Annotated in this window: 20 protein-coding genes and 2 pseudogenes; 17 read left to right on the top strand and 5 right to left on the bottom strand. The window is 61.3% G+C overall.

Going from position 1 to position 24130, the window contains the following annotated elements:
- The first annotated feature begins 24 nt into the window (after positions 1-24).
- From ACGHC0_RS07020 to ACGHC0_RS06995, 6 genes and pseudogenes are all read left to right on the top strand, one after another.
- On the top strand, positions 25-870 hold the full coding sequence (locus ACGHC0_RS07020) for a TnsA endonuclease N-terminal domain-containing protein (RefSeq protein WP_415267775.1): 846 nt from the start codon (positions 25-27) through the stop codon (positions 868-870).
- Between the two features lies 1 nt (position 871).
- A complete protein-coding gene (locus ACGHC0_RS07015; protein ID WP_415267774.1) occupies positions 872-3181 on the top strand; it encodes a hypothetical protein in 2310 nt (769 codons plus the stop codon).
- Positions 3178-4875: an AAA family ATPase gene (locus tag ACGHC0_RS07010; protein ID WP_415267773.1), complete on the top strand. Its 1698-nt coding sequence runs from the start codon at positions 3178-3180 to the stop codon at positions 4873-4875. The genes ACGHC0_RS07015 and ACGHC0_RS07010 overlap by 4 nt, the downstream gene beginning before the upstream one ends.
- Positions 4863-5321 (top strand): annotated as a pseudogene (locus tag ACGHC0_RS07005) (TniQ family protein); the annotation flags it as partial. The gene ACGHC0_RS07010 and the pseudogene ACGHC0_RS07005, both read left to right, overlap by 13 nt.
- 255 nt (positions 5322-5576) lie before the next feature.
- A complete protein-coding gene (locus tag ACGHC0_RS07000; RefSeq protein WP_415268464.1) occupies positions 5577-6167 on the top strand; it encodes a hypothetical protein in 591 nt (196 codons plus the stop codon).
- A gap of 518 nt (positions 6168-6685) precedes the next feature.
- Entirely contained in the window at positions 6686-7762 is a 1077-nt protein-coding gene (locus ACGHC0_RS06995; protein ID WP_415267772.1) for a transposase, read from the top strand.
- Here the strand turns inward: ACGHC0_RS06995 and ACGHC0_RS06990 are convergent.
- Positions 7737-8291: a HEPN domain-containing protein gene (locus tag ACGHC0_RS06990; RefSeq protein WP_415267771.1), complete on the bottom strand. Its 555-nt coding sequence runs from the start codon at positions 8289-8291 to the stop codon at positions 7737-7739. The two genes, ACGHC0_RS06995 and ACGHC0_RS06990, sit on opposite strands and share 26 nt — an antisense overlap.
- Positions 8292-8476: 185 nt before the next feature.
- Between ACGHC0_RS06990 and ACGHC0_RS06985 the strand changes: the two genes are divergently transcribed.
- The 8 genes from ACGHC0_RS06985 (at position 8477) to ACGHC0_RS06950 (ending at position 17825) form a co-directional block, all read left to right on the top strand.
- Complete coding sequence (locus ACGHC0_RS06985) at positions 8477-8731, top strand: hypothetical protein (protein WP_415267770.1); 255 nt, start codon at positions 8477-8479, stop codon at positions 8729-8731.
- A gap of 226 nt (positions 8732-8957) precedes the next feature.
- Positions 8958-9950 (top strand): helix-turn-helix transcriptional regulator, encoded by a 993-nt coding sequence (locus ACGHC0_RS06980; protein WP_415267769.1) that lies wholly within the window; start codon positions 8958-8960, stop codon positions 9948-9950.
- A gap of 71 nt (positions 9951-10021) precedes the next feature.
- A complete protein-coding gene (locus tag ACGHC0_RS06975; protein ID WP_415267768.1) occupies positions 10022-10300 on the top strand; it encodes a hypothetical protein in 279 nt (92 codons plus the stop codon).
- 17 nt (positions 10301-10317) lie between these two features.
- Positions 10318-10494, top strand: coding sequence for a hypothetical protein (locus tag ACGHC0_RS06970; RefSeq protein ID WP_156382509.1), 177 nt, complete (start codon positions 10318-10320; stop codon positions 10492-10494).
- Positions 10495-10653: 159 nt separating this feature from the next.
- Entirely contained in the window at positions 10654-13272 is a 2619-nt protein-coding gene (locus ACGHC0_RS06965) for a PD-(D/E)XK nuclease family protein (RefSeq protein ID WP_415267767.1), read from the top strand.
- Positions 13272-16445 carry a UvrD-helicase domain-containing protein gene (locus ACGHC0_RS06960; protein ID WP_415267766.1) on the top strand — a complete coding sequence of 1058 codons (3174 nt, stop codon included), beginning with the start codon at positions 13272-13274 and terminating at the stop codon, positions 16443-16445. Before ACGHC0_RS06965 ends, ACGHC0_RS06960 begins: the two co-directional genes overlap by 1 nt.
- 52 nt (positions 16446-16497) lie before the next feature.
- On the top strand, positions 16498-16884 hold the full coding sequence (locus ACGHC0_RS06955) for a hypothetical protein (RefSeq protein WP_415267765.1): 387 nt from the start codon (positions 16498-16500) through the stop codon (positions 16882-16884).
- 20 nt (positions 16885-16904) lie between these two features.
- Complete coding sequence (locus ACGHC0_RS06950) at positions 16905-17825, top strand: hypothetical protein (RefSeq protein WP_415267764.1); 921 nt, start codon at positions 16905-16907, stop codon at positions 17823-17825.
- Between the two features lie 231 nt (positions 17826-18056).
- On the opposite strand, the pseudogene ACGHC0_RS06945 reads toward ACGHC0_RS06950, so the two are convergent.
- The 3 genes and pseudogenes from ACGHC0_RS06945 to ACGHC0_RS06935 all read right to left on the bottom strand — a co-directional run.
- Positions 18057-19142, bottom strand: a pseudogene (locus ACGHC0_RS06945) (DUF4131 domain-containing protein); the annotation flags it as partial.
- A 148-nt stretch (positions 19143-19290) separates the two neighbouring features.
- Complete coding sequence (locus ACGHC0_RS06940; RefSeq protein WP_415267763.1) at positions 19291-20091, bottom strand: zeta toxin family protein; 801 nt, start codon at positions 20089-20091, stop codon at positions 19291-19293.
- A complete protein-coding gene (locus ACGHC0_RS06935) occupies positions 20072-20335 on the bottom strand; it encodes a hypothetical protein (RefSeq protein WP_368354568.1) in 264 nt (87 codons plus the stop codon). Before ACGHC0_RS06935 ends, ACGHC0_RS06940 begins: the two co-directional genes overlap by 20 nt.
- Before the next feature lie 122 nt (positions 20336-20457).
- Between ACGHC0_RS06935 and ACGHC0_RS06930 the strand changes: the two genes are divergently transcribed.
- From ACGHC0_RS06930 to pdxY, 3 genes are all read left to right on the top strand, one after another.
- Positions 20458-20865, top strand: coding sequence for a GFA family protein (locus ACGHC0_RS06930; RefSeq protein WP_107129009.1), 408 nt, complete (start codon positions 20458-20460; stop codon positions 20863-20865).
- A gap of 116 nt (positions 20866-20981) precedes the next feature.
- Complete coding sequence (locus ACGHC0_RS06925; protein WP_107129008.1) at positions 20982-21440, top strand: RidA family protein; 459 nt, start codon at positions 20982-20984, stop codon at positions 21438-21440.
- 5 nt (positions 21441-21445) lie between these two features.
- Positions 21446-22384, top strand: a complete 939-nt coding sequence (gene pdxY, locus ACGHC0_RS06920; protein ID WP_415267762.1) for a pyridoxal kinase PdxY — start codon at positions 21446-21448, stop codon at positions 22382-22384.
- Positions 22385-22409: 25 nt separating this feature from the next.
- Here pdxY and ACGHC0_RS06915 read toward each other — a convergent pair whose 3' ends face one another.
- Positions 22410-24020, bottom strand: a complete 1611-nt coding sequence (locus ACGHC0_RS06915) for a methyl-accepting chemotaxis protein (protein WP_415267761.1) — start codon at positions 24018-24020, stop codon at positions 22410-22412.
- Between the last annotated feature and the right edge of the window lie 110 nt (positions 24021-24130).

The following is a 24130-nucleotide window of genomic DNA, read 5'->3' as shown; positions in this document are numbered from 1 at the left end:
TTCTAGTCTTACCAACCAACGTCGATGAGTCGCGGCATCAAGAAATGGAGCGAAAAACGCATTGCAGAGCTCCAGAACGAAGGACGTGGCCGTGGTCATCACGGTTCATACCAGCCATGGGTCCGTATCACAGACTTCCACTCACGCGGGCGTACGCATGCCCCCTACAGCTATCGCACAGGGCGCAATCACGAGCTACTTTCGGACGGCGAAAATGAAACATTCGCGATGCTGGAATGGCGCCTGGACAACGCGGACATCCGCGAGCAGTTCCCACTCGACCGCGACATTTCCCTGGAAATAGCCCATGAGATTGGCGTGCCACATCCGTACTACCCAGGTACGAACGTCCCGTACGTCATGACGCTCGACTTTCTGGTCACAAGAATTGTTGATGGCCAAGAAGTACTGAAGGCCTACAGCGTCAAAGAGCAGAAGGCGCTCACTCCAGATGTGGTGGAGCGCCTCGAAATCGAACATGCCATCTGTTCGGGCATGGGTCTTTCGTACGACCTCATCATCAAGGAGCGCCTGCCACATGCCAAGGTGAGAAACCTCCTGTGGATTCGGAAGGCTCAACTTGAGCCAGACGCGGTCGAGGCTTACCCCGGCTTCTATGAAGAGCATCAGTCGCGCATGGTGCACGACCTTGCAGCGACCAGTTTTTCCGGCTCACTGGTGGATTACTGCACGAACTACGACAGACGCTGCAGCGTCGATACCGGGACGGGCATGCGCGTAGCGCGAATGCTGCTGGCCAACCGCGCGTTGTCGATGGACCTCAACAATCCCAGTCCGGAGCGCGCACCTCTCGCAAGCTTTCAGTTGTCCGCTGTCCCGGGACGCCTCCGTTCTGTGGGAGGCGCCTGACATGAGCGTCACCTATCTTCGCAACGATGTTGTGGCCTCCCGGGATGGAAGCCTCTACCGCATCCTCCACATTGAAGTTTGGGACAGGGCGCAAGGGTCAACGTGCGTCCTAACAGGACGCGCCTGGCTTATCCATCTCACAGAGCCGCTGGCACTGCCATTCGAAGTACCTCTTGAGCAGTTGCATACCGAGTACAAGGCCCCTTCCCCTGAGCCGACAGTCCAACAAAGAGAAGCCTCGGACCTATTTCAGCCGAAAACAAAAGCCTTCAGACGCGCCCCCTCAGCGGCAAGCATCGCGCTCAGCCTCAAAGCCTACGAGCGAATTTCCTCTCTTGTAGACAACACCGCTATTCTCAGCCCGACGACGAGGCATGCCCTGCTCGTCGAGCGTTCAAAGCACGCCGGCGGTGGCACACCAAAGACGTTGTTGAAGGACCTGCGCAACTGGTGGCAAGGAGGCCAGACGCAGGATGCTCTTTTCGGCAAGTACAGCCTGTGCGGCCGACACGATGTCGTCGGTACTGGAAGGCGTGGGCGCAAGCGCCAGGCAAAGGGTGACCTGGTAGGCGCCGGGGAGGCGGCCTTGCAGCCCTATCAGTTGGGACAACACGACCTGGACAACATGCGGGAAGTCATCGAGATGTATTACTTCGAGAAGGGAAAGCAGCGTACGTTGACGGCCACCCTTCAGCACCTCCATGAAACTCGATACACCTTCATTGACGGCAACGGGGATGAGTGTCTGCGTCCAGAGCGGGAGTGCCCGAGCTACCGACAGTTGTCGCGTTTTCTGAAAACCAATTACCCGTTGCACGTTCGGCTCTCCCGACGCAAGGGCGAAAAGCGGTTTGCTCAAGAAGACCGCGCCACAGAAGGGTCCATTCAGATTGAGTGCCACGGTGCTGGCCACATCTATGAATTCGACGCCACCATCGTCGACGTGAAGCTGGTTTCGACAAAGGACAGGTCGAAAATCGTTGGGAAACCAACGTTGTATCTCATCATCGACCGCCATAGCCGACTCATTGTGGGCTACTACCTTGGTTTCGAGAATGCATGCTACACGGCGGCCATGCAGGCAATCCTGAGTATTGGCGAAGACAAGGAGGCGCTTTGCGAGCGCCTCGGGCTACCTTATGACCCTGCGGATTGGCCCGCTCACGGCGTCTTGCCGGAAATGTTCCTTGCGGACCAAGGGGAACTTGTCAGCACCGAGGCTCGCAGAATCGGCATGTCTCTGCGCAGCACCATCGCGAACGTCCCAGGCCTACGGCCTGATTGGAAGCCGCTTGTTGAATGCGGCTTCAAGATGATGCAAGCCATCATTGCGCCGGGCACGCCCGGATACGCCCCGGATGCGGAATCTCGTAAACGCCGTAGCATCAATATCGACAAAGATGTCGCTTTGAACCTTCTCGAGTTCACCGCTGTCATCGTCGCCGCCATCATCGCTCACAACAAGACGATGCAAAAGGGATACCCATTGACCGACGCCCAGGTGGCGGACCGTCAACGGCCGATTCCTCGTGAACTCTTCGAACACAGCGTCCAGCGGCGAATGGGCTCGCTCGACCGTATGAACTTCGAAAAGGTGAGGGAGGAATTGCTCCCGCGAGGAGAGGCAGTGGTCACAGCGGACGGTGTCTCATTCAAGAAGATGTTCTTCTCCTGCCCAGAAGCGAGAGAGAACGGCTGGTTCGTTCAAGGTCGGAGACAGCGCATGCCTATCCAGGTCGCCTTCGACTATCGAGTTGTTGATGAAATCATCCTTTACTCCCCGAATGGTAGCGGCGAGTCCTTCGTTGCGAAGCTTACCAAGGACAGTATCAAGTTCGAAGGTATGAGTTTCAATGAAGTAGCTCAGCATTTCCACGACGTGGACGAACTCACGGCAGACGCCGTCGAGGTAAAACGACACGCGCAATACGAGTTCCACAAACAGACGAAACCCATCATTGATGCGGCAGTGAAGGAAATGAAGTCCGTCACAAAAGGCGTATCACGCTCCGGTCGTAGCAAAGACGTTGCACCCGCCCGCGCGGAAGAGCTCAAAGGCGAACGTGTCGCCCGGGTCGATATTCCCAACGCGCGGGCATTCGTTGCAGAGCCCCCTCAGCCTGCGCTTCATTCCAGTGAAACGGCAAAACCGATGGCCAAAGTCATACATATCAGTCAAGCACAACTGGCCAAGTCGTCGAACCACGAGCCGGCGGAAACGCCCACTGTCGCGCCCACCAACAACCAGCACAAACCGCCGCTGTCTGCGCGGATGGCCGAACTTCGCCAGCGTATGCAAGGAACCATATGAAAAAATTGTACTTGCCGCCCCACATCCAACTCGCCAATTACAAGCCTCAAAAGCAAGCGCGGTATTCTGGTAACCAGCTCATTGAGGCGCTACCACTGCCACTCAGCGAGGAGCAAGTCGTCGAATCACTGGAGTTTCTTCCGAAGTTCGAAGAATCCTCGCGCGAATGGGCTCGTCACGACCGTCTGAGGGAGTTGCTCAGCCTGAGCAATCTCATGATTCCACTCACATCGCATGTAGAACTGGCGCTCACGCTGGACACCATGCTGCGTGAGGGATACCTCGGGCGACGACCAATGTCCCCCGAGCACGTGCGCATTTATCAAGAAATTCACGACGATACCCAAAAACCCCAGGGATTCCGCCAAAGCTACGACACCGTGGCCCCAAAGCTTTCGGCGTCCATTATTGGTGTGTCCGGCATGGGCAAGACCACCACCATCCAGCGCTGCTTGGCCCGGTACCCCCAAGTCATCTATCACCCAGAGCTGGACCTTTACCAGATTACCTGGCTCCACTTTGAGATGTCGAAGGACGGCAAAGGGGTCAAGGCCTTGCTATCGGCCATCATCCATGCCATTGCAGAACTCATCCCTGATAACACCTACGTTGAGGACCACCTCAAAAAGGGACGAGCCACCGACGCCGCGTTACAAACCTCTGTTCGCATCCTGCTGAACAAGCACTGCGTTGGACTTCTCGTTCCTGACGAGGTGCAGAACGTCGCCAATACCCGTGGTCAGTCAGACCAGGTCGTCATGACCGAGCTCACGACATTGGCTAACAAGTCGAAGAACCCAGTCCTCTACGTCGGCACGCCGAAGGCAGAGAAGGTGTTGGGCTTGGACATGCGCCAGGCACGGAGAAGTCTGGGTATGGGACTGGGGAACTGGTCACCATTGCCCCGCTATGACGTCGTACAGGACAGGGCAACCATGCAACTCGTCGAAGCTGACGGTGAGTGGGTCTACTTCATGGAGTGCCTATGGAAGTACTGCTGGATGAGCACGAGCCAGCGTCTCACCCCTGAATTACTCGATGCTTTCTACGACTGCACTCAGGGAATCATCGACCTCGCCATCAAGTTGTTCATCGTAGTGCAGGCCCGCGCTATTCTGGATGACCTCGACACGCTGAGCGTTCAACTCGTCTTGTCGGTCTATGAAAGCCAGTTCACATTGGTGCATCCGATGGTCACAGCACTGCGCAACGACGACCGCGAGGCACTGTTGATGTTCGAAGACGTGAAATCCGTGCACGTCGAAACCCTCATGGAAGGCCTGGAACGCCGGCAACGCCTCAGCCGTACGCGCGCAGCCTCTGCACGTCCTGGGTCTCCCGACTTTCAGCTGCGGCTTGTCAATGCTGGCACTGCCTTGGGCATGCCAGTTGAAGACGCCAAGGTGTTGGCGGTCGAAGTGGAGCAAGACGGCACCGCGAAGAACATGTTCGATGCAGCAGCGCAGTTGGCGAAGAAGGCCGTGCCTGCCAGGAAGGGAGTTGCCAAGCCCAAAGGCCCCCCAAAAGCCCAAACGGTACAGGTGTCGACGCCCTCGTTTCCGGGCATCGAACATCGTCCGGACGATTTCCGCCATGCCATCGTGCGCGCCGCAACAGAGCGAACTTCTATCGTTGAGCAGTTGTTCGCGCTGCAGCTCGTACGAGAACCCGAGGACGCACTTTGGGCCGCCTGAGTTTGCCTGCGCCTTATCCCGACGAGCTCATTGGAAGTGTCCTAGCGCGGGCAGTCATTCACGATGGCCTGGCACCGAAGCGCTTGGTCACACATCTTCTAGGCATCCCGGGCAGGAGCAACTATTCAATGTTTCTGCCCACCAATCTCCCGGACTTGGCGACTCAGACACGTACCGACGCAAGAACGCTGCTATGGAGCCATACCGTTTTTCCATATGCCGTCGCCTTCATGCCGACGACGGAGGTCTGTCGGCTTGAGCGAAAACTTATCGGTGGCTGCACTGTCGGCCAGGGGTCAACGGCTTCTCTGGTGAAGTCAGTCACTCACGGCCTTCCAGAATTTCGATACTGCCCTCAATGTGCAAGGGAGGACGTCCACGAGAAAGGAGAAAGCTATTGGCATCGCGTTCATTGCCTACCCGGCGTCCGGATGTGCCTCAAGCATGGGAGCCCCCTGCATGGCACTGGCAATCGCCCAACAACCTTGGCTCAGAATCTCTTGATGCCATTGCCGCACCGACAACGACGGCACATTGAGATTCCGCAATGTTCTTTGACATTGCTCCGCCAGGTCGCGCAGACGTCCGCCGCCATCTGCCATGGCCCATGGATGCATCAAAGTGAATGGCTGAGCAACTACCGTGCACGCGCAACCTCCCTGAACCTAATGCTGCCCAGTGGTCTCGTCGCTGGAGCACGCATGGCGTTCGAACTGCAGCAAGCTTTTGGCGTGGAGTACCTCTCGGATGCAGGATGCGAGTACGCGACCCCCGAGCGAGCATGGCCCGCGCTGATTGTCCGAGAACGATGCAGTGTTCCCTTTGCGCCCGCCAAACATGTTTTGTTGTCAGCGTTCTTTGAGCACTACCAGTCTGCAGACCTGTCCTTTTCCTATCGAAAGCCGGGAAAAACTCCTGTCGATTCCGCCAGATTAGACCGTTGGCTTGCCACGGCAGTGAGGAAGCGAGCCGAAGCGGCCATCCGCCGTAGGGAAATAGTGACAGTCAAACATCTGCTGGAGGAGACCGGAAAATGGCAAATCTTTCGGCATCACCGGGCCTCACTTCCACTGACACTGGAGCAAATTGAAGCTTTCAAGAAGTCGGAAGCATCACAAAGGAAGACAGGAGGCCGCGAGGCTCACGCCAAGAAGTTGTTGGCAATTCAGGAGGGCCGGCAGAAGCCGTTTGTCTACAAATATCGGCAACGCAAGAAATTTTCGTCCTCGGAGGGGGCAGCCGTTGCCTCGCCTACTATCGTGAAGGGCGCAACTGCTCCAAGCGATTCTTAGCTGAGGCATAAATTCCGTCACGAACATGATTGGAAAGCTTTCCGTAAACCTCCTTTGCCCATGCCTCACACTCCTCAACTTGACGGCTAACGCCTGCCAGTGATTGCAAATCGACAGACGCAACCGACTCGTCTGTGACGAACGCGTTCTTTGAGCCAGGTGGTAGTAAACGCGCCAGAGACTCAGCCGCCTGCATATATTTAAATGCGGAGTCGATGTTCTTTGATATGACTACCAGTGAGATAGTAGGACCTGACGCGCGCACGAATGCTTCGCTTGTCGTTGCCAACTTGGAAACACACTGGGTTGGATTGGAATTTTGAACAGCTTGAGCTTGCGCGCTCAGACAGACGAATGTAGCCAAGCATGCGGCGGCGTACATGGACAAGTGACGGGACATTTCTCCGGCCTAGAAGTTGAATGTCTCGTATAGACACCTGACTAGGCCGCACTGAAGTTCGACTTATAACGATACGTAGCGCCTTCGTTCCTACACATTCCAACAGAAGGAGTGTGTTGTGGAACTGGTCACGGGAATCGATTGGCGAAATGGAAAGGCGCTAGCGCTTACAAGCAGCAGTGAAGGCGGCACGAAGCTCATTGAGCCTGCTGCCATGGCCAATCGAGGACTACCCAAACCTCAAACCTACGCCCGACACATTACCTTCAACCTCCAAGATTTGCAGGCGGCCTCGTTCAGTGAATACGCAGAGGCGTTTGGGCTGAAGCTGGACCCCGAACCAAGACACTCCGCTTGGTCATTACAGCTAGGCCGGTCGCGACTGGTCATTCCAGCCCTGGCACTTTTGAGGGCGTTCGTGCGGCCCAATCAGATTCTGCTGCCCCAGTTGTTCAAAGCGCAATCCCTGGACGACATCTGCTTTCTTGCAGACCAGGGTAGCTCTAGCTATGTGCAGGTGCGCGGAAATCTTGGTAACATTCGGTATACCCGGGAGAGCACCTACATGGGCCCGCTATCTTGGTTTTTCTGCTTCCCCTCAGCGCGCCAGTCTTGGGCCAGCGTCTATCAGGCGGCAAAGGCAGGACACTTGCATTTCGAACTCCCCAGTGTCAGAGCAACCGTTGCCAGCCGCCACCATCGCGTTGGACTTGATTGCTATATTACGACGTTGAGCTTGGTTCAGTTTGAAGCCCTTGAGGACCCTGCAGACTTTGCCATAGGTCATCCGCGCTCCTTCGTCACGTCGGCCCACACAAGAGCACTTAAAAGGCCCGCCGTGGAAGCAACTGACTATGAAACAGGAAGGGCACTATCAGACGAGGAATGGGATGCCCTTCGACCCATTCTGGTAAGGACAGACCACGGTCGTCGATATGAGACTTGCCGCAACCGTGTACTTCTGAACTGCATTCTTCAGAAACTGTCTACTGACATCAGCTGGCGTGACCTCGCCGCCTTGCATGGCGTTTTGCCAACAACCGTCGCCAGTGCACTTGCCCGATGGCGCGCAGACGGAAGGTTGGACTTGGTGATGGAGCAACTTCCGAAGCTGCGAACACCTCCGGGGGAGCTCACTTCGGGACCCCTTCCTGGTCACGAAGAAGTGGTTACGTCGAAAGCGCCTTGTCCGTAGCCTTGACCAGCTCCTTCAAGAAGCCAATGGCGCGGTGAAGGTCGTCTTTCGTGACGGGGTCCGGCTGCGGAGGGCCCTTGGCCGATACACGCGACCGATGAACCACGTCGCCACGAAGCTTCAAATAGCCGTTGAGCCGTTGTTTGGCAACAGGGGGGATGACATGGTTCCATACCCAGTTTCCCGAGACATCCACCCCGGCATAGTCCACAAACAACTGCACAGTCTTCTCCGCACTAGGGTTGTGCAGACGCTTTATCTCATCAGTCAATCGGGATTGCACAAAATTTGCCAGCGCAGAGTCGGCTAAGCCTGCCAGTCTCGAAGCTGCCGCCTCAAGCACCCGGTCTTCGACATAGGTTTCCCAGGCCGTCATGGCCATGACCAACCCTGCACGCTTGAGGACTTCGATTTCCGGGGGTGGCGGCTTGACATTGAGGGTGTTGAAGTGCGCCAAGAGGTTCTCGGCATCCTTGATGCTTACCAAAAACGTGGCCAGCGCTTGGGAGCCACTCGTAACGTCCTTCACAAACTTCCTCCTCTAATGGTGCCTAGTTCACTGTCGTCGCCACCAGCACGAGGGGCGCAGGCCCTGCACAAAAGGCGACCTTCAAGGAAGGTCGCCAGGTAAACGCCGCGTCAGGTCGCGTCGATGATTGCACGAGCCTGGCCGCTACATGACTGAATCACCCGGACCGACTTTTCGGGACTGTCATGTGCCGCATCTGCGTGAGCTACGTGGGGGGTATCTCCATTGCATTGGCGCTTTCGCTGCCTGAATTCCAGGGCCGCGACCTGGTCCTGGACGTCACCTACGTCGTGGTCGTCTTCAGCTTGCTCGTGCAGGCCACGACATTGGGCCTGATGGTTCAGCATTTCTCAAGCCCGACGACCATTTCCGAACAGACGGCGCCGCGCAAACAGGTCAGGGCCAAGCGGACGCAGAAAGCCGGTAACGGCCGCAATTGAAACCTCTCGCAGTAGCGGCGCCCGGCCCTACCTTCCAGCGTGATGTCCCTTTTTCAGGTCTCGGTCCGCACCCTTATAAACCATTGTGTATAAGCGTTTCAAATTTGGCTAAGATGTATCACACGACGCAGTTCGCCTCGAAGGAGCATCGGGATATCGCCTGAGAGTTGGTGAGAGGGGAGCTTTTCCCTTCAAGCCCACCAGCCCAGCCACTTGAAGGAAAGCCATGTCGAAGGTCAGCATCGAGCGTATAACCAAAATCGTGCGCCTCATTCGTCGGCATGGCGCTGTGCCGATGGCTACGTTCCAGGCAGAACTGGAGGTCTCGCACGCGTCTGTAAAACGTGACCTCGATTTCCTGCGAGACCGGCTCGGATGCCCCCTCGACTGGGACCGCAGCCAACGCGGATGGGTCATCCGCGATGAGTTGGCCGATGGCGGCCGGTTCGAACTTCCCGGAGTTTGGTTCAACTCATCTGAGGTCTTCGCTCTGCTGACGATGCTCCATCTGGTGGAGGGTGTTCAGCCGGGACTGCTGGACGAACACGTTGGCCCGCTGAAATCACGCTTCCGCAGTCTGCTCGCTGAGGGCACAAAGTCGGCCAAGCCAATTGAACGCAAGCTCAAGCTCATCCATTTCGCCCCCAGGAAGGTTGAATCCAAGCACTTCCAGCTCATAGCCGGGGCCTTGCTGGACGGCAAGCGCTTGCATCTGCGGTACCTGAACCGTGACCGCAAAGAGCACACGGAGCGCACCATTTCTCCTCAACAACTGGTGCACTACCGCGAGAACTGGATGTTGGACGCATGGTGCCACACCCGCAATGCCCTCAGGTCTTTCGCACTGGAAGCCGTTGCCGATGTCCTCGTTGTGGATGAGCCCGCGCAGGAAGTCAGCTTAGAAGAGATGCAGGAGCACTTCCGCAGCGGCTACGGCATCTTTGCCGGCAAAGCGGCTCACCGCGCACGTTTGAAGTTCACACCAGGCCGAGCCCAGTGGGTCAGCAAGGAGACCTGGCACCACGACCAGTCGAGCGAGTTCCTTGAGGACGGCAGCTACATCTTGGAAATTCCATATTCGAATGACCAAGAGTTGTTGATGGACCTTCTACGCCACAGCCCGGAAGTGGAAATTCTGGAGCCTCCTGAGCTGCGACAGCGCCTACATGACGCATTGTGCGCCGCAGCATCAAAAAATCTTCCTGCAGCTGTTCAGTAGGTCGTTATTTGAACCAGTGCACTCGCAAGAATACCTCCCATGCTCGACGTTTTCCGGGCTAGGAGTGCAAGATGAAAGTGAATTTCGCTCATATTCGGGAGCGTGCACAGAACGGCGGCTGGATTAACTTTGCCGTCTTCGACGCCCGCTCGTCCTCTGGCTCCCGGGACGACAACTCCCAGTTGCTGGCCCAACTGACGGCCAAAGCGCGGGGTGCGAACCTTCGCGTCGACCAGGCTGCCCTCGCCTTCATGTCCGGTGGACGGCTGCAGTTCTTCGGGAGCCCGCCCCTGGTGGACTTTCTTTCTCGTAGTGGGCTGCCTAGCTGGACCCACTCCCTCAACGCGTAACCCCATAGGAGACTGAAATGGCCAAAAACGACCCCGTCGGCGATAACGCCCGCCGCGGCGCTGTACGTGACCGCTCGCAGGTGTTCAACCCGACCAACCAAACGTGGACCAAGCGCGACACCGGCAACGGCCGCTTCATGGACCAAAAGAAGGACGGCGAGCCCTTCAAGGGCGTTCGCAAGGAGCACAAGTAGCCAACACGCGGCTCGGGAAACCGGGCCGCGTTCAAATTTCATCAGACCAGCCGGGTTGACGCTCCGGGGAGTGGAATACGGAACTTGCTGATGTTGCCCTTTGCCTAGCCCGCGCAGGCACATCCCCTCGATGTGCTTGCGCTACTTGCTTTACGCGCCATGCATGTCACCCTCGGTTTGAATCTTGATGCCCGACAGGGCCCTTCGCCGCAGAACTCCTTCAACACCCCTGTTGTGGGACGGCTCGGCTTTTTGTCATTGCTGGAAACGTACCTTGGTTTGGCTAGGCCTGAGGTAGCGGCAGCACAGCGCGTTGCGGTTTACATGGGACATCTGCAGCGCCATGACGACGGGACTCGTTTTTACAGCGCATCGATGAAAGTCGACAGCGTTGGCACAGCGGCGAAGCTCCTGTCCTGGCGCGATGAGTGGCTTCTCGGAGGCTGGCAGGGAACGGCACGGGCATCGCATCCGGTTCGGCTTCAAGAACTGGCGATGGTAGAGACGACCGCCTCGGACATGCCACCGGGTGAAGCCACCCGGCTGTTGTTGGTTGAACAGGCGCTCAGGGCGACAGGCCCCAACCCGATTACCTCTGTCTCGCTTATTGACCCGCAGGAAGATTTCCCTCTCTTGTGGCGCAGGGTGCTGTCGTGCTTGCCAAATGTGCAAGCCAGCCCTGCAGTTCCTCATGGCCAAGGAGCACTGCGTGCCTTGCAAGAAAAAGCGGTTCTCGTCATGTCAGGGCAAGAGCCACCAAGCAGGATGCCCCCCATTGCGGACAGCAGCGTGCAGCTCGTTCGAACTCTCTCTTTTTCGACAGCCGAGCACTGGCTCGGTGCGCACGCCGCAGCCCACCCCTCGGACCGGCTGGTCCTCGCGGAAAACCATGGGGAGTCGCTCGACACCACCTTGGTCGCCACCGGCGGAGTCAATTGTGGCTTTGAGAACCTTAGCCAGCTTCGACCGGCGCTACAAGCACTGGGCCTGGCCCTGGAGATGTGCTGGGCACCTCTCGACGTCGGTCGCCTGGTCGACTTCCTGACACATCCTGTCGGACCCTTTAGCCGGAAGGCGCGAGCAACGCTCGCGAAAGCCGTTGCGGAGCAACCGGGGATTGGTGGAGACGCATGGGTAGAGGCCAAGAACAAGATTGCTGCCGACAAAGATGGCGAAGCTCTGGTGCTTGAAATCGAGTTCTGGCTTGAAGGCGAACGCTGGCCACGCCATCAGGGTGCGCCCCTGGATGCCCTGCTCGCGCGAGCCGACAAGCTCAAAGAAGCTATGCGCCGCAGGCTGTCTGGCGACCCTTCGATAGCGGCCACGTTCGCACCTGCGCATCGCCAGTGCGCAGCTGTTTTCGACAGTCTCTCTGAGCTCTCCCGACAAGGCGTCACCACACTGCTGCCCCGGCAAATTGAACAGCTTGTGGCCCATGCAACGCCAACAGGCGCATCCAATCCTGGTGCCGTCTCTCAGGTTGGGTGCATGCGCTCTGCGAATACTGCGGCAGCTTGCATCGAGCCAGCTGATGAGGTTATTTGGTGGATGCCTTCCACGCCAGTGCTGGCACAGCAGCTCCCGTGGTCGAGTGCAGAAGTCCAAGCATTGAAGGAGCTGGGCGTCGAGCTGCGGGACCCCGTGAAGCAGTTGTCAGCCCTGGCCATGCAATGGCTACGTCCGCTGTTGGCAGCCCGCAAGCGCTTTGTGATGGTGTTGCCTCCTCCAGGTCGGGAAGTCCATCCTATACGACAACTCCTCCAGCAACTCATCCCAGACTTTGAAGCGCAGGCGCTGGACCTTGATGCTGCATGCGGCAGCCAGTTTCTAGGAAGCCTGACCGTACAGGTAGCTTCGCTTCCATTTCCGGAGGTCCAACGCCATATCCAGCTCGCCGGGCCGCTGAAGCTGTCCACCAATCCACAGTCTTACACGGCACTCAACGAGTTGTTCAACGCGCCGGCTCTCTTTGCGCTCAAGCGGATTGCCCGGCTGAACCCGACATCCATTCTTGCTGTGGAAGAAGATAACCGTCTTCTCGGCATTCTCGCCCACCGCGTCTTCGAAAAACTCTTTGCGCATGCCGATGTCCTTACCTGGACGAACCAGCACGCCAAGGACTGGTTTCGAGCTCAGGCCGACGAGTTGCTCCGCACAGAAGGCGCCGTTCTCCTCATGCAAGGCGCCGGCATCAGCCTGCAGCGCTTCCAGATGACCTGCGAAGGTGCAATCTGCTCGCTCTTAGACCATCTGCGCGCAGCCAAAGCAGTACGCGTTCAGACCGAGGCCGAATTTGATGGCATGCTCGGACCAGTCCCGTTGACCGGCAAGATTGACCTTCTGGTCGAAGTACCTGACAACAAAGTTGTCGCGCTCGACATGAAGTGGCGCGGAGACAACCACTACGCACGGATGCTGCGCGAGGGCGGCCACCTCCAGTTGGCCCTGTACTCCAGCTTAGTCGAGCAGAAAACCGGAACTGCACCTGCGGCACTAGGATTCTTCATCCTGGAAAGCGGCGCGCTTTTCATCTCGCACCCTGACTTCTTCTCGAAGGCTCAACTCACCCCGCCTCCAGAGGGCGTTACGGTCGGCACGTTGCTCGACCGGGCAAAAGCGACCTGGACCTGGAGAACAGGTCAGTTCGCCGCAGGGCAGATTGAAGTCGTCCCGCATGGGCCGACCGACGATTACAACGGTCCCGAGGGCACGCTGCCTGTAAAGGGCCCTAGCCAATGGGACCGGGACTACCTTGTGTTGCTGGGAGGGTGGGAGTGATGAACAACATCGAATTTGTGAGCGCGGGCGCTGGTAGCGGCAAGACCTACAAGCTGACCGAGACCCTCGCTCAGGCTCTAGAGTCTGCTACTGCAAGGCCTCATGCCATTTTGGCAACGACGTTTACGGTGAAGGCCGCCACGGAGTTGCGCGAACGCGCTCGGTCATGGTTACTGGAGAAAGGCCGTGTTGACCTTGCCACGGCTATCGGACAGGCTAGGCTGGGAACGGTCAACAGCGTCTGCGGCCAGATGCTCAAGCAGTTTTGCTTTGAGTTGGGGCTGTCCCCCGACCAGACCGTTCTCAGTGAAGGGCAGACAAAACGGCTGCTCGAAACATCACTTGCTGAGACTCTGGACCCTGTGGGCCAGTCCGAATTTGTTCAACTCACGCGCAGATTTGGAATTGAACAGGAAGACTGGGCCAAGACCGTCAAGGACGTGGTCAAGGCAGCCCTCGACAACGACATTGCGCCCGCAGCGCTACGGCCGATGGGACCGCGCAACGCCGACCAAATGCTTGCGAACTGGCCTGCCCCGGTCGCAGGTCCAGACCCGACGGCAGTTTTAGCCGCAGCAGTGGCAACCGCGCGCCAAGAGGTGGCCACCTATGTCGACGCGCAGAATGCGGCCGGCGCCAAAGTGGCCAAGAACCTCCAAGAAGGACTGGGTGACTTGCAAAAGCTCGAGCGTGCGTTCCGCGAGGACCGATGGTCGTGGCCTGACTGGATAGGTGCAGCAGGTATCGACGCCGGTGCCAAGGTCAAGCACTTTCTCGAGCCAGTGAAAGCCGCGGCTCAGGCGCACGAATCTCATCCCGCCTTCCATGCCAACGTGCGGCGGTATTTGGAGCTGGTATTCAATCTAGCAGCCGATGCCCTGGATGCCTATGCGGAGGCTAAGAAGACCCTGGGCGCCGTGGACTTCAGCGACCAGGAAGTGCTGTTGCTGCGGGCGATTCGAGAAAACGCCAGCGTCCGCGAGGTGTTGGCCGACGAACTCGACTTGGTGATGGTCGATGAGTTCCAGGACACAAGCCCTCTCCAGCTCGCACTGTTCGTGGAATTCGCCAAGCTGGCCAAACGTTCACTCTGGGTTGGCGACCCCAAGCAAGCGATTTATGGCTTTCGCGGGACCGATGCCAGCCTTATCTCTGGAATCATCGGAGCGATTCCGGGCTGGGGCGGCTCTATTGGTGCCCCCCTGACCACATCGCGTCGGTCCACCCCAACCTTGGTCTCGCTCACGAATGCAGTGTTCGGCGGTGCCTTTCAGCCCGAATTGGCGCCACAGGACGTTCAGTTGCAACCCGCTCGCAAGGACCTCCCCAACCAACCCTCGCTTTTGAACTGGAACTTTGAGAGCAGCAAGAACGGCACGGACTACCTGGCACTGGGCCAGGCCATAGCGGAGCTACTAGCCTCCGGGATGCAGGTGGAAGACAAGGCGACCAAATCTCTTCGGGCAGTCCAGCCAGGTGACATCGGGGTCCTCTGCCGGAAACACGACCAAGTGGACTTGGCCGTCACTTCGCTCACCCAGTGGGGCATTCCTTCTGCAAGCCCTCGCGCCGGCCTGCTGGGAACAGCCGAGGCCATTTTTGTCCTGGCTTGTCTGCGACGCATGCACGATGTCAGCGACACGGTTGCATCCGCTCTTGTGCTGACGTTGGCAGATGGCATCCCGGTAGACGCATGGCTCGCGGACCGCCTCGACTATCTAGACAAGCCCGATGTCAAATCTCATGAGTGGAAGACACACGGCGAATCTGCACATCCGCTGCTTTCACGTTTCGAAGAACTACGCCCGGCCTTCACCTCCTTGACTCCTCTGGAAGCTCTACGCCTGGCCGCTTCAGAGTCACACGTCGCGCAGCTTGTCGCCCAATGGTCTAGCTCTCCGCATGAGGCCCACAACCGATTGGCCAACGTTGAAGCACTGGTCGAACTGGGCAAAACCTACGAAGACGAATGCATCGCGGCCAAGCGACCTGCGACGGTCAGTGGGCTACTCAGGTGGCTCGATGAAACCGCGGAAGCGGAGGACGATGGTCGGGCCGCGTCAGCAGACAACGCGGTCACGGTCCTCACCTACCATGGGTCAAAGGGCTTGGAATGGCCGGTCGTTGTACTTTCTGCGCTTGGCGAAACTGCCAGAAGTGCGCTTTGGAATGTGCGGGCACGCACGGAAGGCGCCTTTGACCCGCAGATGCCACTGGGCAATCGCTTCATTCACTGCTGGCCCAAGACTTGGGGTAAGCGCGCGGCCCCACAAGCCGCTGTCAACGCGGAAGCAAGTGCGACGGGAGTCTCCATGCAAAAAGACGCCGAGGCGGAAAACAAGCGCCTGCTCTACGTTGGGTTGACCCGTGCCAGAGATGTGAACGTCCTGGTGTCATTCGTCAGGAAGTCTGTGCCAGTTCGCAGTTGGGTGGATGAGCTACCGGGCGCAAGTCAGATTCTGTTTGGTCCTACCGGGGAGACGGTCCTTGCTGATAGTCGGCGGTGTTCAAGAACATCCGAGGACTGGAACAAAGACGAATGCGCGGCCGAGCCTCCAGTGCGAGCACCGCAAGACCGTCATTGGTTTACCCGTCGACCTCTCGCATCGGCAGTGCCCTTGTGGTACCGACCGAGTAGCGCCGTTGGCGGGCAATTCACCATTGCGGAGACCGCAAACATTGGCATTCGTATTGCACTAACAGGCAAGCCCGACATGGCCGACCTGGGGACAGCAGTCCATCACTGCATTGCTCGGGCTGGTGCGCGAGGAGCGGTGGAGCAGGCCGATGTCAGCAGCATTCTCAGCAATTGGGGCGTAGGCAACACCGTCGACAACGCCGCAGTTGTCGCGCAGCTCAACGCCTTCCGTGCGTGGTGCGCCGAGCGGTGGCCAGGATGTCCCACCTTCGTCGAGGTTCCGATTGAAGCAAATCGCCCAGATGGAACGCGCGTGAGGGGCCGTATCGACTTGCTGGTGCAGTCCTCCAATGGATGGATTCTTGTAGACCACAAATCCAACCCCGGTGGCGCAGACCGGAATGAGCAGATGACCCAGGAACACGGCCCTCAACTCGCTGCCTATGCCGAGGCTCTGGTTGCTGCCACAGGGACGCCGGTAGCGGAACAGTGGCTATACCTGCCGGTCGCTGCTCGTGCATTGCGCCTCGCTTAAGGTTGCGCCATAGCAACGCCCGTACCTTGACCAACTTAAGGCTGTCGCTTCGATGACCAAGTACTTCAACGCCAAGGTTCAAGTGGTTCAGACAAGAACCGTTCATGTTCAAGTAGCGGCGGACTCCGAAGCCGCCGCGGCAGAACTGGCGAGGACCCAAGCTAGTCTGCAAGAGCCCGGTTTTTCCGTTCAAGACTTTAGCCTCAGTTTGGTCGGGGAAAGTGATTTGGGGGTTGGCTCCCGTGTCGTCCACCGCCTATTTGGCGCGGGAGTCATTGAGAGCCTCTACTCCGAGGGAAAGCCAGGCCAGTTCCGGATGCAAATTAAGTTTGACCGGGGTGATACCAAACACATTCACGGACCGGGTGCAGTCATCCGACCGGAAGGCATGCCCGAATCTAGGCTTCTCGAAGCTGAGCCAACCCTACCACCTACCTGATAAATGAGCGCAAGCAGTCCATGAGCCTTCTAAAAACGATTCGTGATGAGACCTTGAAACGCGACTGCGACGTCGCAGGTCTTCTACGGATGTGCAAGGTTTTGGCCATCACACTGGAGTCCCGGGAGTTAGAACTCTGGGCAGGCTACGAACTCAACGGCTATCCAGAAGAAGTTCCACCGCCGACGTATCGAATCCTAAAAGTTCCTTCGAAGGGACATTTCTCGGGAGCCTTTGGCTCGGGCTTGCGGAACGCGGATATCCCGATTCATGTTCTGCCAACAGAGTTTCACGATGTCTTTCGCACGACCGCGCTCAAGCAAAGTGTCGGGGCACTACAAGAGCTCCTTCGAAGAAGTGAAGGAAACTTCCAAGTGCCTTGGCCCATGGAAGCTCTTGCGCTATACGGCGATGCGATGTACGAGGGGTTTCACTGTGTACAGGCGTGGAAGGTGCTGACCGCAGGGTCCGTGCACGGTGTCCTAGATGCGGTCAAAACCAAGGTTCTGGACTTCACCCTGGAGCTGCAGAAATCACACCCCGAGCTTATGAAAAATTCCGACGCTCAAAACGACAAACCCACCCAGGAAGAAGTGAAGAACGTCTTCCATACGACGATTTATGGAAGCGTTGGTGCTATAGCGAATGCCAGTTCCAATTTCTCTCAAAATGTGAGCATCGGAACCGGAGACTTGCCAGCGCTGAAAAAGCTGCTCAAGGATGCTGGAGTTCCGAACGGCGCCATTGCAGAGCTTGAGACTGCACTGGCGGAAGACCAGGAGGACATCAAGGAAACCGGGAAGCTGGGAGCTCGAGTGAAAGCGTGGCTTGGGACGCTACTGCTGAGAGCCGGAAGCGGTACTTGGCACGTCGCCTTGGAAACCGCCAGTGCATTGATACCTGCAGCCATTGCGGGATACCTAGGCATCACTTTAGGCTGAGAGCCCCTGCGTCTCAGTTGCCTATGCGGCCAAGTCACGGCACTGTGTTGGTGCAAGAAGAAGTCGCTATCGGCAGGCCCAGAACTGCTGTCACATCAAGCCAGAATAGGACTTGATTGACCAGCAGTTGGTCATCAAGCCTCACTGCAAGGTAACTCCATTTGTCAAAACTTGCCAAGGCGCTTTTGACTTGAGAGGGAAGCCAGCGTAGAACTTGATTGTCGACGACCACCGGTCGATCGCACGCTGGTCGCCCGTCACCAGGGCGGCCACCACGCCCGCGGCGCGCCGCCGGGCCAAATCCTGTAAATCGTCGTCCGCCCCGGTGGCCTGCGGCGGCGCCAGCCGGGCGAGGATGGCATCGCGCACCTGCTGCCGCGCCTGCTCCACCGGGTGCCGCCACCAGGGCGCGGCCTCCAGCCGCACCGGCCGCTCGGCACGGGCGCCCGCCTGCACGGAGCCCGTGGCCTGCACGCCCTGCTCCCACAGCCACAACTCGGCGTCGAAGCCACCCGGATTGCGCAGGCCATGCGGGGCATTCAGGCGCACCGTCATTTCCCACCGTTCGCCCACGCGGACTTCGGGCACGGGAGCGGGGATAGGTGCCGCGTCCGGCATGCCCGCGGACACGGCTGCGGCACGGGCCTTCGTCCGGGTGCCGTCCGCCTGGCGCGTGAACCAGGGAGCTCCGGAAGACCACGACACATCGACCAGCGGCGGCAGCCGCACGGGCCGGCCGGGAGCATGGCGTGTGCCGGCACCGCCCTCCGCCTCCGGGCGGTCTTTCCGGCCGCTGCGCTGCCCACGGCGCCCGCCGGAACGCGGCCCGCCGCCATCCTGCTCCGTGAACCACGCCGACTCCACCTCCAGCCGCAGGCGCACGCCCGCGTCCGTGGGCTGCGGCATCGCCGCCACCACGGCGACGATGCGCAGGTCGCGCCCCTCCAAAGCCGGGTCCAGCGCATCCGACAGACAGGCGCCCGCGCGCAGGCCGCAGACCGCGAACGCCGCCAGCGCCATGGCACAGAAGGCCAGCCATTGCGGTGCGGAAACCGGCAGTGCATGGGCCGCCGGACCGCGTCGGCGACGGCCCAGGCGCCTGGCCAGCGCCAACGCGGCCACGCCCGCCAGCAGCAGTGCCGCATACAGGCGCGCCGCCCAGAGCGCGGGCTGCATGAGCTGCAGCAACGCACCGGCAATGCTGCCCAGCAGCAGCGCGGGCCAGAGCCAGCCGCCAGCCTCGACGATGGGGCTCGATGGCGGAGCAGGAAGAGTCGGAGGGACGGGCGGCGTGGCGGAGGAAGCGGGCCGGCTCATGGGGCCCTGATGCTAGGGCTGGCAACAGGCCGCAGACCGCGAGAAAAAGGCATGCAAGGCATACCGATCCGTGAGGCAACGGGGCCGGCCTGCGGAGCCCTTTACGGCATTTCGGGCGCTGCTTCGTCGCCGTGCCGCGGTCATGCCCTCAGGAAAACGCCCTCCACAGCCCGGTCCCGAGAAACCACGGGTTGAGCACGCTGGACTCCAGCCGGAGGGTGTCGAAATCCGTCACCTCGGCGAGCAGCCTGTGCCTGGCGCCCGAGTTGTCGAAGATGTAGGCACGGTGTGCCACCTCGCAGGCCTCCGTCATCAGTGCGATGGACTTGTGGTACCGGTCGATGACCTTGTCCTCGGGCACCGGATGGCCGCCCTGCAGCACGCGCCGCCGCACCCGGTCGATGTTGATGGCGGGGTCGTCGGTCGCCACGAAGTACAGATAGACCCGGTAGCCCCGCGCGCGGGTTTCCCGCATGAAGTCGATCTTCGAGCGGTGCGACATGACGGTCTCGAACGTGAAGGTCCGGCCTTCGTCGCGCAGTTCCCGGCGCACGGCCTCGGCCAGCGTGGCGGCCAGGTAGGAGTCCCAGGGGCCGGGCAAGCGGAGGGTCAGCTCACTGTCCAGCGTGATTCCGGCCAGCAGGGCCGGCATGTCCAGCCGCCGCCCCAGGCCGAACGTCTGGAAGCTGCCGCGGATCCGCTCCAGCACCGCCGGGGGCTCACCTGTCACGCCGAGCTGCCGCAGCCCCAGGCAGCCGCCGGAGGCGCGCAGCGTCTTCTCTATCTCGTCGGCGTTCACGAAGGCGCCGATCCACTGGGGCTTGAGTTCGGACTGCAGGGTGCTCTTGCCGGATCCGTTCGGCCCTGCGAGGACGCGCAGGCGCGGCTGGGCCGGTCGGGCCAGGGCAGGCCTGGCAGCCCGCCGGGCGTCAGCTGCCCCGTGAGACACGCCTGAGGACCGTGCCCGGCTTGACGCGCTTGCCCACCGGAAGGTCTTTGATGACGGTGACGCTGCCGTCGATCCTGCGCTCGACGACCTGGCCCGAAGCGGTCTTCACGGTGGCCGCCCCCGTCGCCCTGAGCGCGGCCCGGTAGGCCTCATGGCCCGCCTTGGAGGCCATCTCGGGGATGCGTCGCTCGGCGATCTGCATTCCCCTTTCGGTCGGAATGGTTCGCTGGGTAGGGGAGGACATGGGGGATGCGGAAAAACGTGTCGCCGCCAGTCTATCAGGGCACCCCGGAAGCCGCTTTCCCACCCGGCGCAGAATGGACCACGGGGAGGCATCCCGCCTCCCGCCACCCCAGGAGAATCTCCGTGAAGATTGAAGGCCAATGCCACTGCGGCGCGGTGGCCTACGAAGCCGAGGTCCAGCCGGGCAGCATGACGGTCTGCCACTGCAACGACTGCCAGACCCACTCGGGCTCCGCGTTCCGCGCCAACATTCCCGCGCCGGCCTCCGGCTTCCGGCTGACGCGTGGCACACCGCGCACCTACGTGAAAACCGCCGACAGCGGGGCCAGGCGCCTGCTCGCGTTCTGCGAACACTGCGGCACGCCGCTGTACGCCTGCGCAGAGGAAGCCCCGACGGCCTATTCACTGCGGATCGGCGCCATCCGGCAGCGGCACGCACTGGGCGCTCCGAAAAGGCAGATCTGGACCCGGCGGCGCCTTGCCTGGGTGCCGTCCCCCGACGGGGTGGAAAGCTTCGACGGGCAGCCCTGAAGAGGGCCGCCGGAGCGCTGTACCATTCCTGCCGCCGCAGGCCTTTCGTGCGCTCCATCGACCTGCACACGCACAGCCTGCGCCCTTTTTTCCCTCAACCACCACCTCCCGCCACCATGAGCATTTACGACAAACTCTCTGCCCTGAACATCACGCTCCCGCCCGTCGCCACGCCGGCCGCGGCCTATGTGCCCTACGTGCAGACGGGCAACCTCGTCTTCCTGAGCGGCCACATCGCCCGCAAGGACGGCAAGCCGTGGGTGGGGCAGTTCGGCCGCGACATCGCGACGGAAGACGGCAAGGCCGCGGCGCGCGCCGTGGCGATCGACCTGCTGGGCACGCTGCATGCGGCCACGGGCGGTGACCTGAATCGTGTGCAGCGCATCGTGAAGGTGATGAGCCTGGTGAATTCCACGGGTGATTTCACCGAGCAGCACCTGGTGACCAACGGCGCCAGCGAGCTGCTGGGCGAGGTGTTCGGCGACAAGGGCAAGCACGCGCGCAGCGCCTTCGGCGTGGCGCAGATCCCCATGGGCGCCTGCGTGGAAATCGAGCTGATCGCCGAACTGGCCTGAGCGCCGTGCATGCCGTGAGCGCCACCGCAGCCCCTTCCGCCAGCCCGCCGTCCGGGGAACCGCCGCTGGTGCTCTCCATCCAGTCGCATGTCGCCTTCGGGCACGTGGGCAATGACGCGGCCATGCTGCCGCTGCAGATGCTGGGCATCCAGCCGGTGGCGGTGCACACGGTGCAGTTCTCCAACCACACGGGCTACGGTGAGTTCAAGGGGCAGGTGTTCCCGCCCGCGCACATCGCCGACGTGCTCGATGGCCTGCGCGCGCGCGGCGTGCTGGCGCGCTGCACGGCGGTGCTCTCCGGCTACCTGGGCGATGCCGGCGTGGGCGAGGCCATCCTGGCCGCGGTGCAGGAGATCCGGGCCGTGCGCCCGGGCCTGCGCTACCTGTGCGACCCGGTGATGGGCGACGTGGGCCGGGGCGTGTTCGTGCGCCCGGGCATCCCGGAATTCCTGCGCCGCCGCGCGCTGGCGCAGGCCAGCATCATCACGCCCAACCAGTACGAATTCGAACTGCTGCACGGCGTGCCCCTGAGCTCGGTGGACGAGGCGGTGGCCGCCGCACGCGCGTTGCTGGGCGATGCCACCGGCACGGGCCCCTCGCTCATCGTGGTGACCAGCCTGCGCACGCCCGACCTGCCGGACGACCGGCTGGCCACGCTGGCCGTGACGGCGGAGGCCGCCTGGCTGGTGCGCACGCCGTTCATCGACCTGCAGCCCCTGCCCAACGGCATGGGCGACGTGTTCTCGGCCGTGCTGCTGGGCCACCTGCTGCGCGGCGCGTCCACGCCGGACGCGGTATCGAGCGCGGTCAGCAGCCTGTACGCACTCGTGTCGCGCACCGCGCCGGGCCAGCGCGACCTGCCCCTGGTGGCCTGCCGCGAGCAGATCGCGCAACCGTCGGAGCGTTTCGCCGCCGAGGCGGTGGGCACCCCGGCGCGGTCCTGAGGCGAGGCCCCGGCCCCGCGCCGGATCAGGCCGCCAGTGTGCGGGGCGTGCCCCGCACGGGCTGCGGCAGCGCCGTGCCGGCAGCGCCCGGCAGGGCGCGCAGCTTGAATACCGACACCGTGCGCGCCAGCTGCTCGGCCTGCTCGCGCAGGCTCTGGGCCGCGGCTGCGCTTTCTTCCACCAGCGCGGCGTTCTGCTGCGTCGTCTGGTCCAGCCGTCCCACGGATTCGTTCACCTGCCCGATGCCGGCACTCTGCTCCGCCGCCGCGGTGGTGATCTCGCCGATCATGTCGTTGACGTGCTGCACCGAGCGCACGACGTCCTGCATGGTGGCGCCGGCATCCTGCACCAGCCGGCTGCCGGCCTCCACCCGCTCCACCGAGGTCCCGATCAGCTGCTTGATCTCCCGTGCGGCAGTGGCGCTGCGCTGCGCCAGGGCACGCACCTCGGCCGCCACCACGGCGAAGCCTCGGCCCTGCTCGCCCGCGCGCGCCGCCTCCACGGCGGCGTTCAGGGCCAGGATGTTGGTCTGGAAGGCGATGCCGTCGATCACGCCGATGATGTCGGCGATCCGGCGGCTGCTCTGGTGGATGTCCTCCATGGTGGAGACCACCTGCGTGACCACGTCGCCGCCGCGCTGCGCCACGCTGCGGGCACTGGCCGCGAGCCCGCTGGCCTGCTGCGCGCTGCCCGCGCTCTGCTGCAGGGTGCTGGTGAGCTGTTCCATGGCCGCGGCCGTCTCCTGCAGGCTGCTGGAGGCCTGCTCGGTGCGCACGGACAGGTCATGGTTGCCGGTGGCGATCTCGGCACTGGCGATGGCGATGCTGTCGGTGCTCTGGCGCACCTGCCGCACCACGCCAGAAAGCGCTTCGCCCATCGCACCGAGCGATTGCAGCAGTTCGCCGAACTCGTCGCCGCCGCCCTGCGGCACGGGCGAGGCCAGGTCGCCGCTGGCAATGCGCGCCGCCACTGCATTGGCCTCCGCCAGCGGCCTCTGGATGCTGCGGATCAGCACCACGCTGCCCGCGACGATGCCCGCCAGCAGGAGCACCAGCCCCGCGACCGCGCCCAGCAGGATGCGCTGCAGCGATGCGATCGTCCGGTCACGTACCGCATCGGCGGCTTCGGCCTGCGACTGCGCAAAATCCCGCAGGAGTTGCAGGTAGGTGGCCACGGTGGGCTGGTAGCGCTGCAGCACCAGGGCACGGGCTTCGTCCCGCTGCCCGGCGGCAGCCAGCCTGCCGGCCTCACCGCGCAGGTCCAGAGTGGCCTGGCGCGCCGCCGCGATCCTTGCCATCTGGGCCCTGTCCTGCGCGGAGAGATCCATGCCGGACAGCATCTTCTGGGTTTCGGAAATGCGCGCGGACGTAGCGGCGACCGTTTCCTTGAACTGCGCCTCCAGCAGGGGGTCGGCGGTGAGCGCGATGGCCAGGGTGCGGGCCGCGTTGGTCTCCGTGAGACCGGCCCAGCGCAGGGCCGCCTGGGAGCGCTTTTCCATCTCGTCGCGCGCGGCCTCGGCCAGGGCCTGCTCGCGCTGGTAGCGCACGGCGGCAACGCCGAGTACCGCGGACAGCATGGCCACCAGCAGGGCGACGGCGATCCAGAGCTTGTGGACGACCCGCAGTGATCGTTGCATGGCGGACTCCTTTGTCGTGCCGGGCGGGCCGCGCCCACCCTCGTCGGCTGAAGCCATCGTGCATGAAGCGGCGTCCGGGGCGCTCGGTGTTTACACCAGCGCCGGGTGGA

The organism is Acidovorax sacchari (genome assembly GCF_042847045.1).
GTDB lineage: Bacteria > Pseudomonadota > Gammaproteobacteria > Burkholderiales > Burkholderiaceae_C > Paracidovorax > Paracidovorax sacchari.
This window is presented reverse-complemented; position numbering and strand designations above follow the sequence as displayed.

Bases quoted from the DNA above. Each gene is read 5' to 3' on its own strand.
- ACGHC0_RS07000 (WP_415268464.1), top strand. From the start codon at position 5,577: ATGGCGTTCGAACTGCAGCAAGCTTTTGGCGTGGAGTACCTCTCGGAT.
- ACGHC0_RS06955 (WP_415267765.1), top strand. From the start codon at position 16,498: ATGACCAAGTACTTCAACGCCAAGGTTCAAGTGGTTCAGACAAGAACC.
- ACGHC0_RS06975 (WP_415267768.1), top strand. From the start codon at position 10,022: ATGAAAGTGAATTTCGCTCATATTCGGGAGCGTGCACAGAACGGCGGC.
- ACGHC0_RS06980 (WP_415267769.1), top strand. From the start codon at position 8,958: ATGTCGAAGGTCAGCATCGAGCGTATAACCAAAATCGTGCGCCTCATT.
- ACGHC0_RS06965 (WP_415267767.1), top strand. From the start codon at position 10,654: ATGCATGTCACCCTCGGTTTGAATCTTGATGCCCGACAGGGCCCTTCG.
- ACGHC0_RS07010 (WP_415267773.1), top strand. From the start codon at position 3,178: ATGAAAAAATTGTACTTGCCGCCCCACATCCAACTCGCCAATTACAAG.
- ACGHC0_RS07020 (WP_415267775.1), top strand. From the start codon at position 25: ATGAGTCGCGGCATCAAGAAATGGAGCGAAAAACGCATTGCAGAGCTC.
- ACGHC0_RS06950 (WP_415267764.1), top strand. From the start codon at position 16,905: ATGAGCCTTCTAAAAACGATTCGTGATGAGACCTTGAAACGCGACTGC.
- ACGHC0_RS06925 (WP_107129008.1), top strand. From the start codon at position 20,982: ATGAGCATTTACGACAAACTCTCTGCCCTGAACATCACGCTCCCGCCC.
- ACGHC0_RS06970 (WP_156382509.1), top strand. From the start codon at position 10,318: ATGGCCAAAAACGACCCCGTCGGCGATAACGCCCGCCGCGGCGCTGTA.
- ACGHC0_RS06935 (WP_368354568.1), bottom strand. From the start codon at position 20,335: ATGTCCTCCCCTACCCAGCGAACCATTCCGACCGAAAGGGGAATGCAG.
- ACGHC0_RS06985 (WP_415267770.1), top strand. From the start codon at position 8,477: ATGTGCCGCATCTGCGTGAGCTACGTGGGGGGTATCTCCATTGCATTG.
- ACGHC0_RS06960 (WP_415267766.1), top strand. From the start codon at position 13,272: ATGAACAACATCGAATTTGTGAGCGCGGGCGCTGGTAGCGGCAAGACC.
- ACGHC0_RS06915 (WP_415267761.1), bottom strand. From the start codon at position 24,020: ATGCAACGATCACTGCGGGTCGTCCACAAGCTCTGGATCGCCGTCGCC.
- ACGHC0_RS07015 (WP_415267774.1), top strand. From the start codon at position 872: ATGAGCGTCACCTATCTTCGCAACGATGTTGTGGCCTCCCGGGATGGA.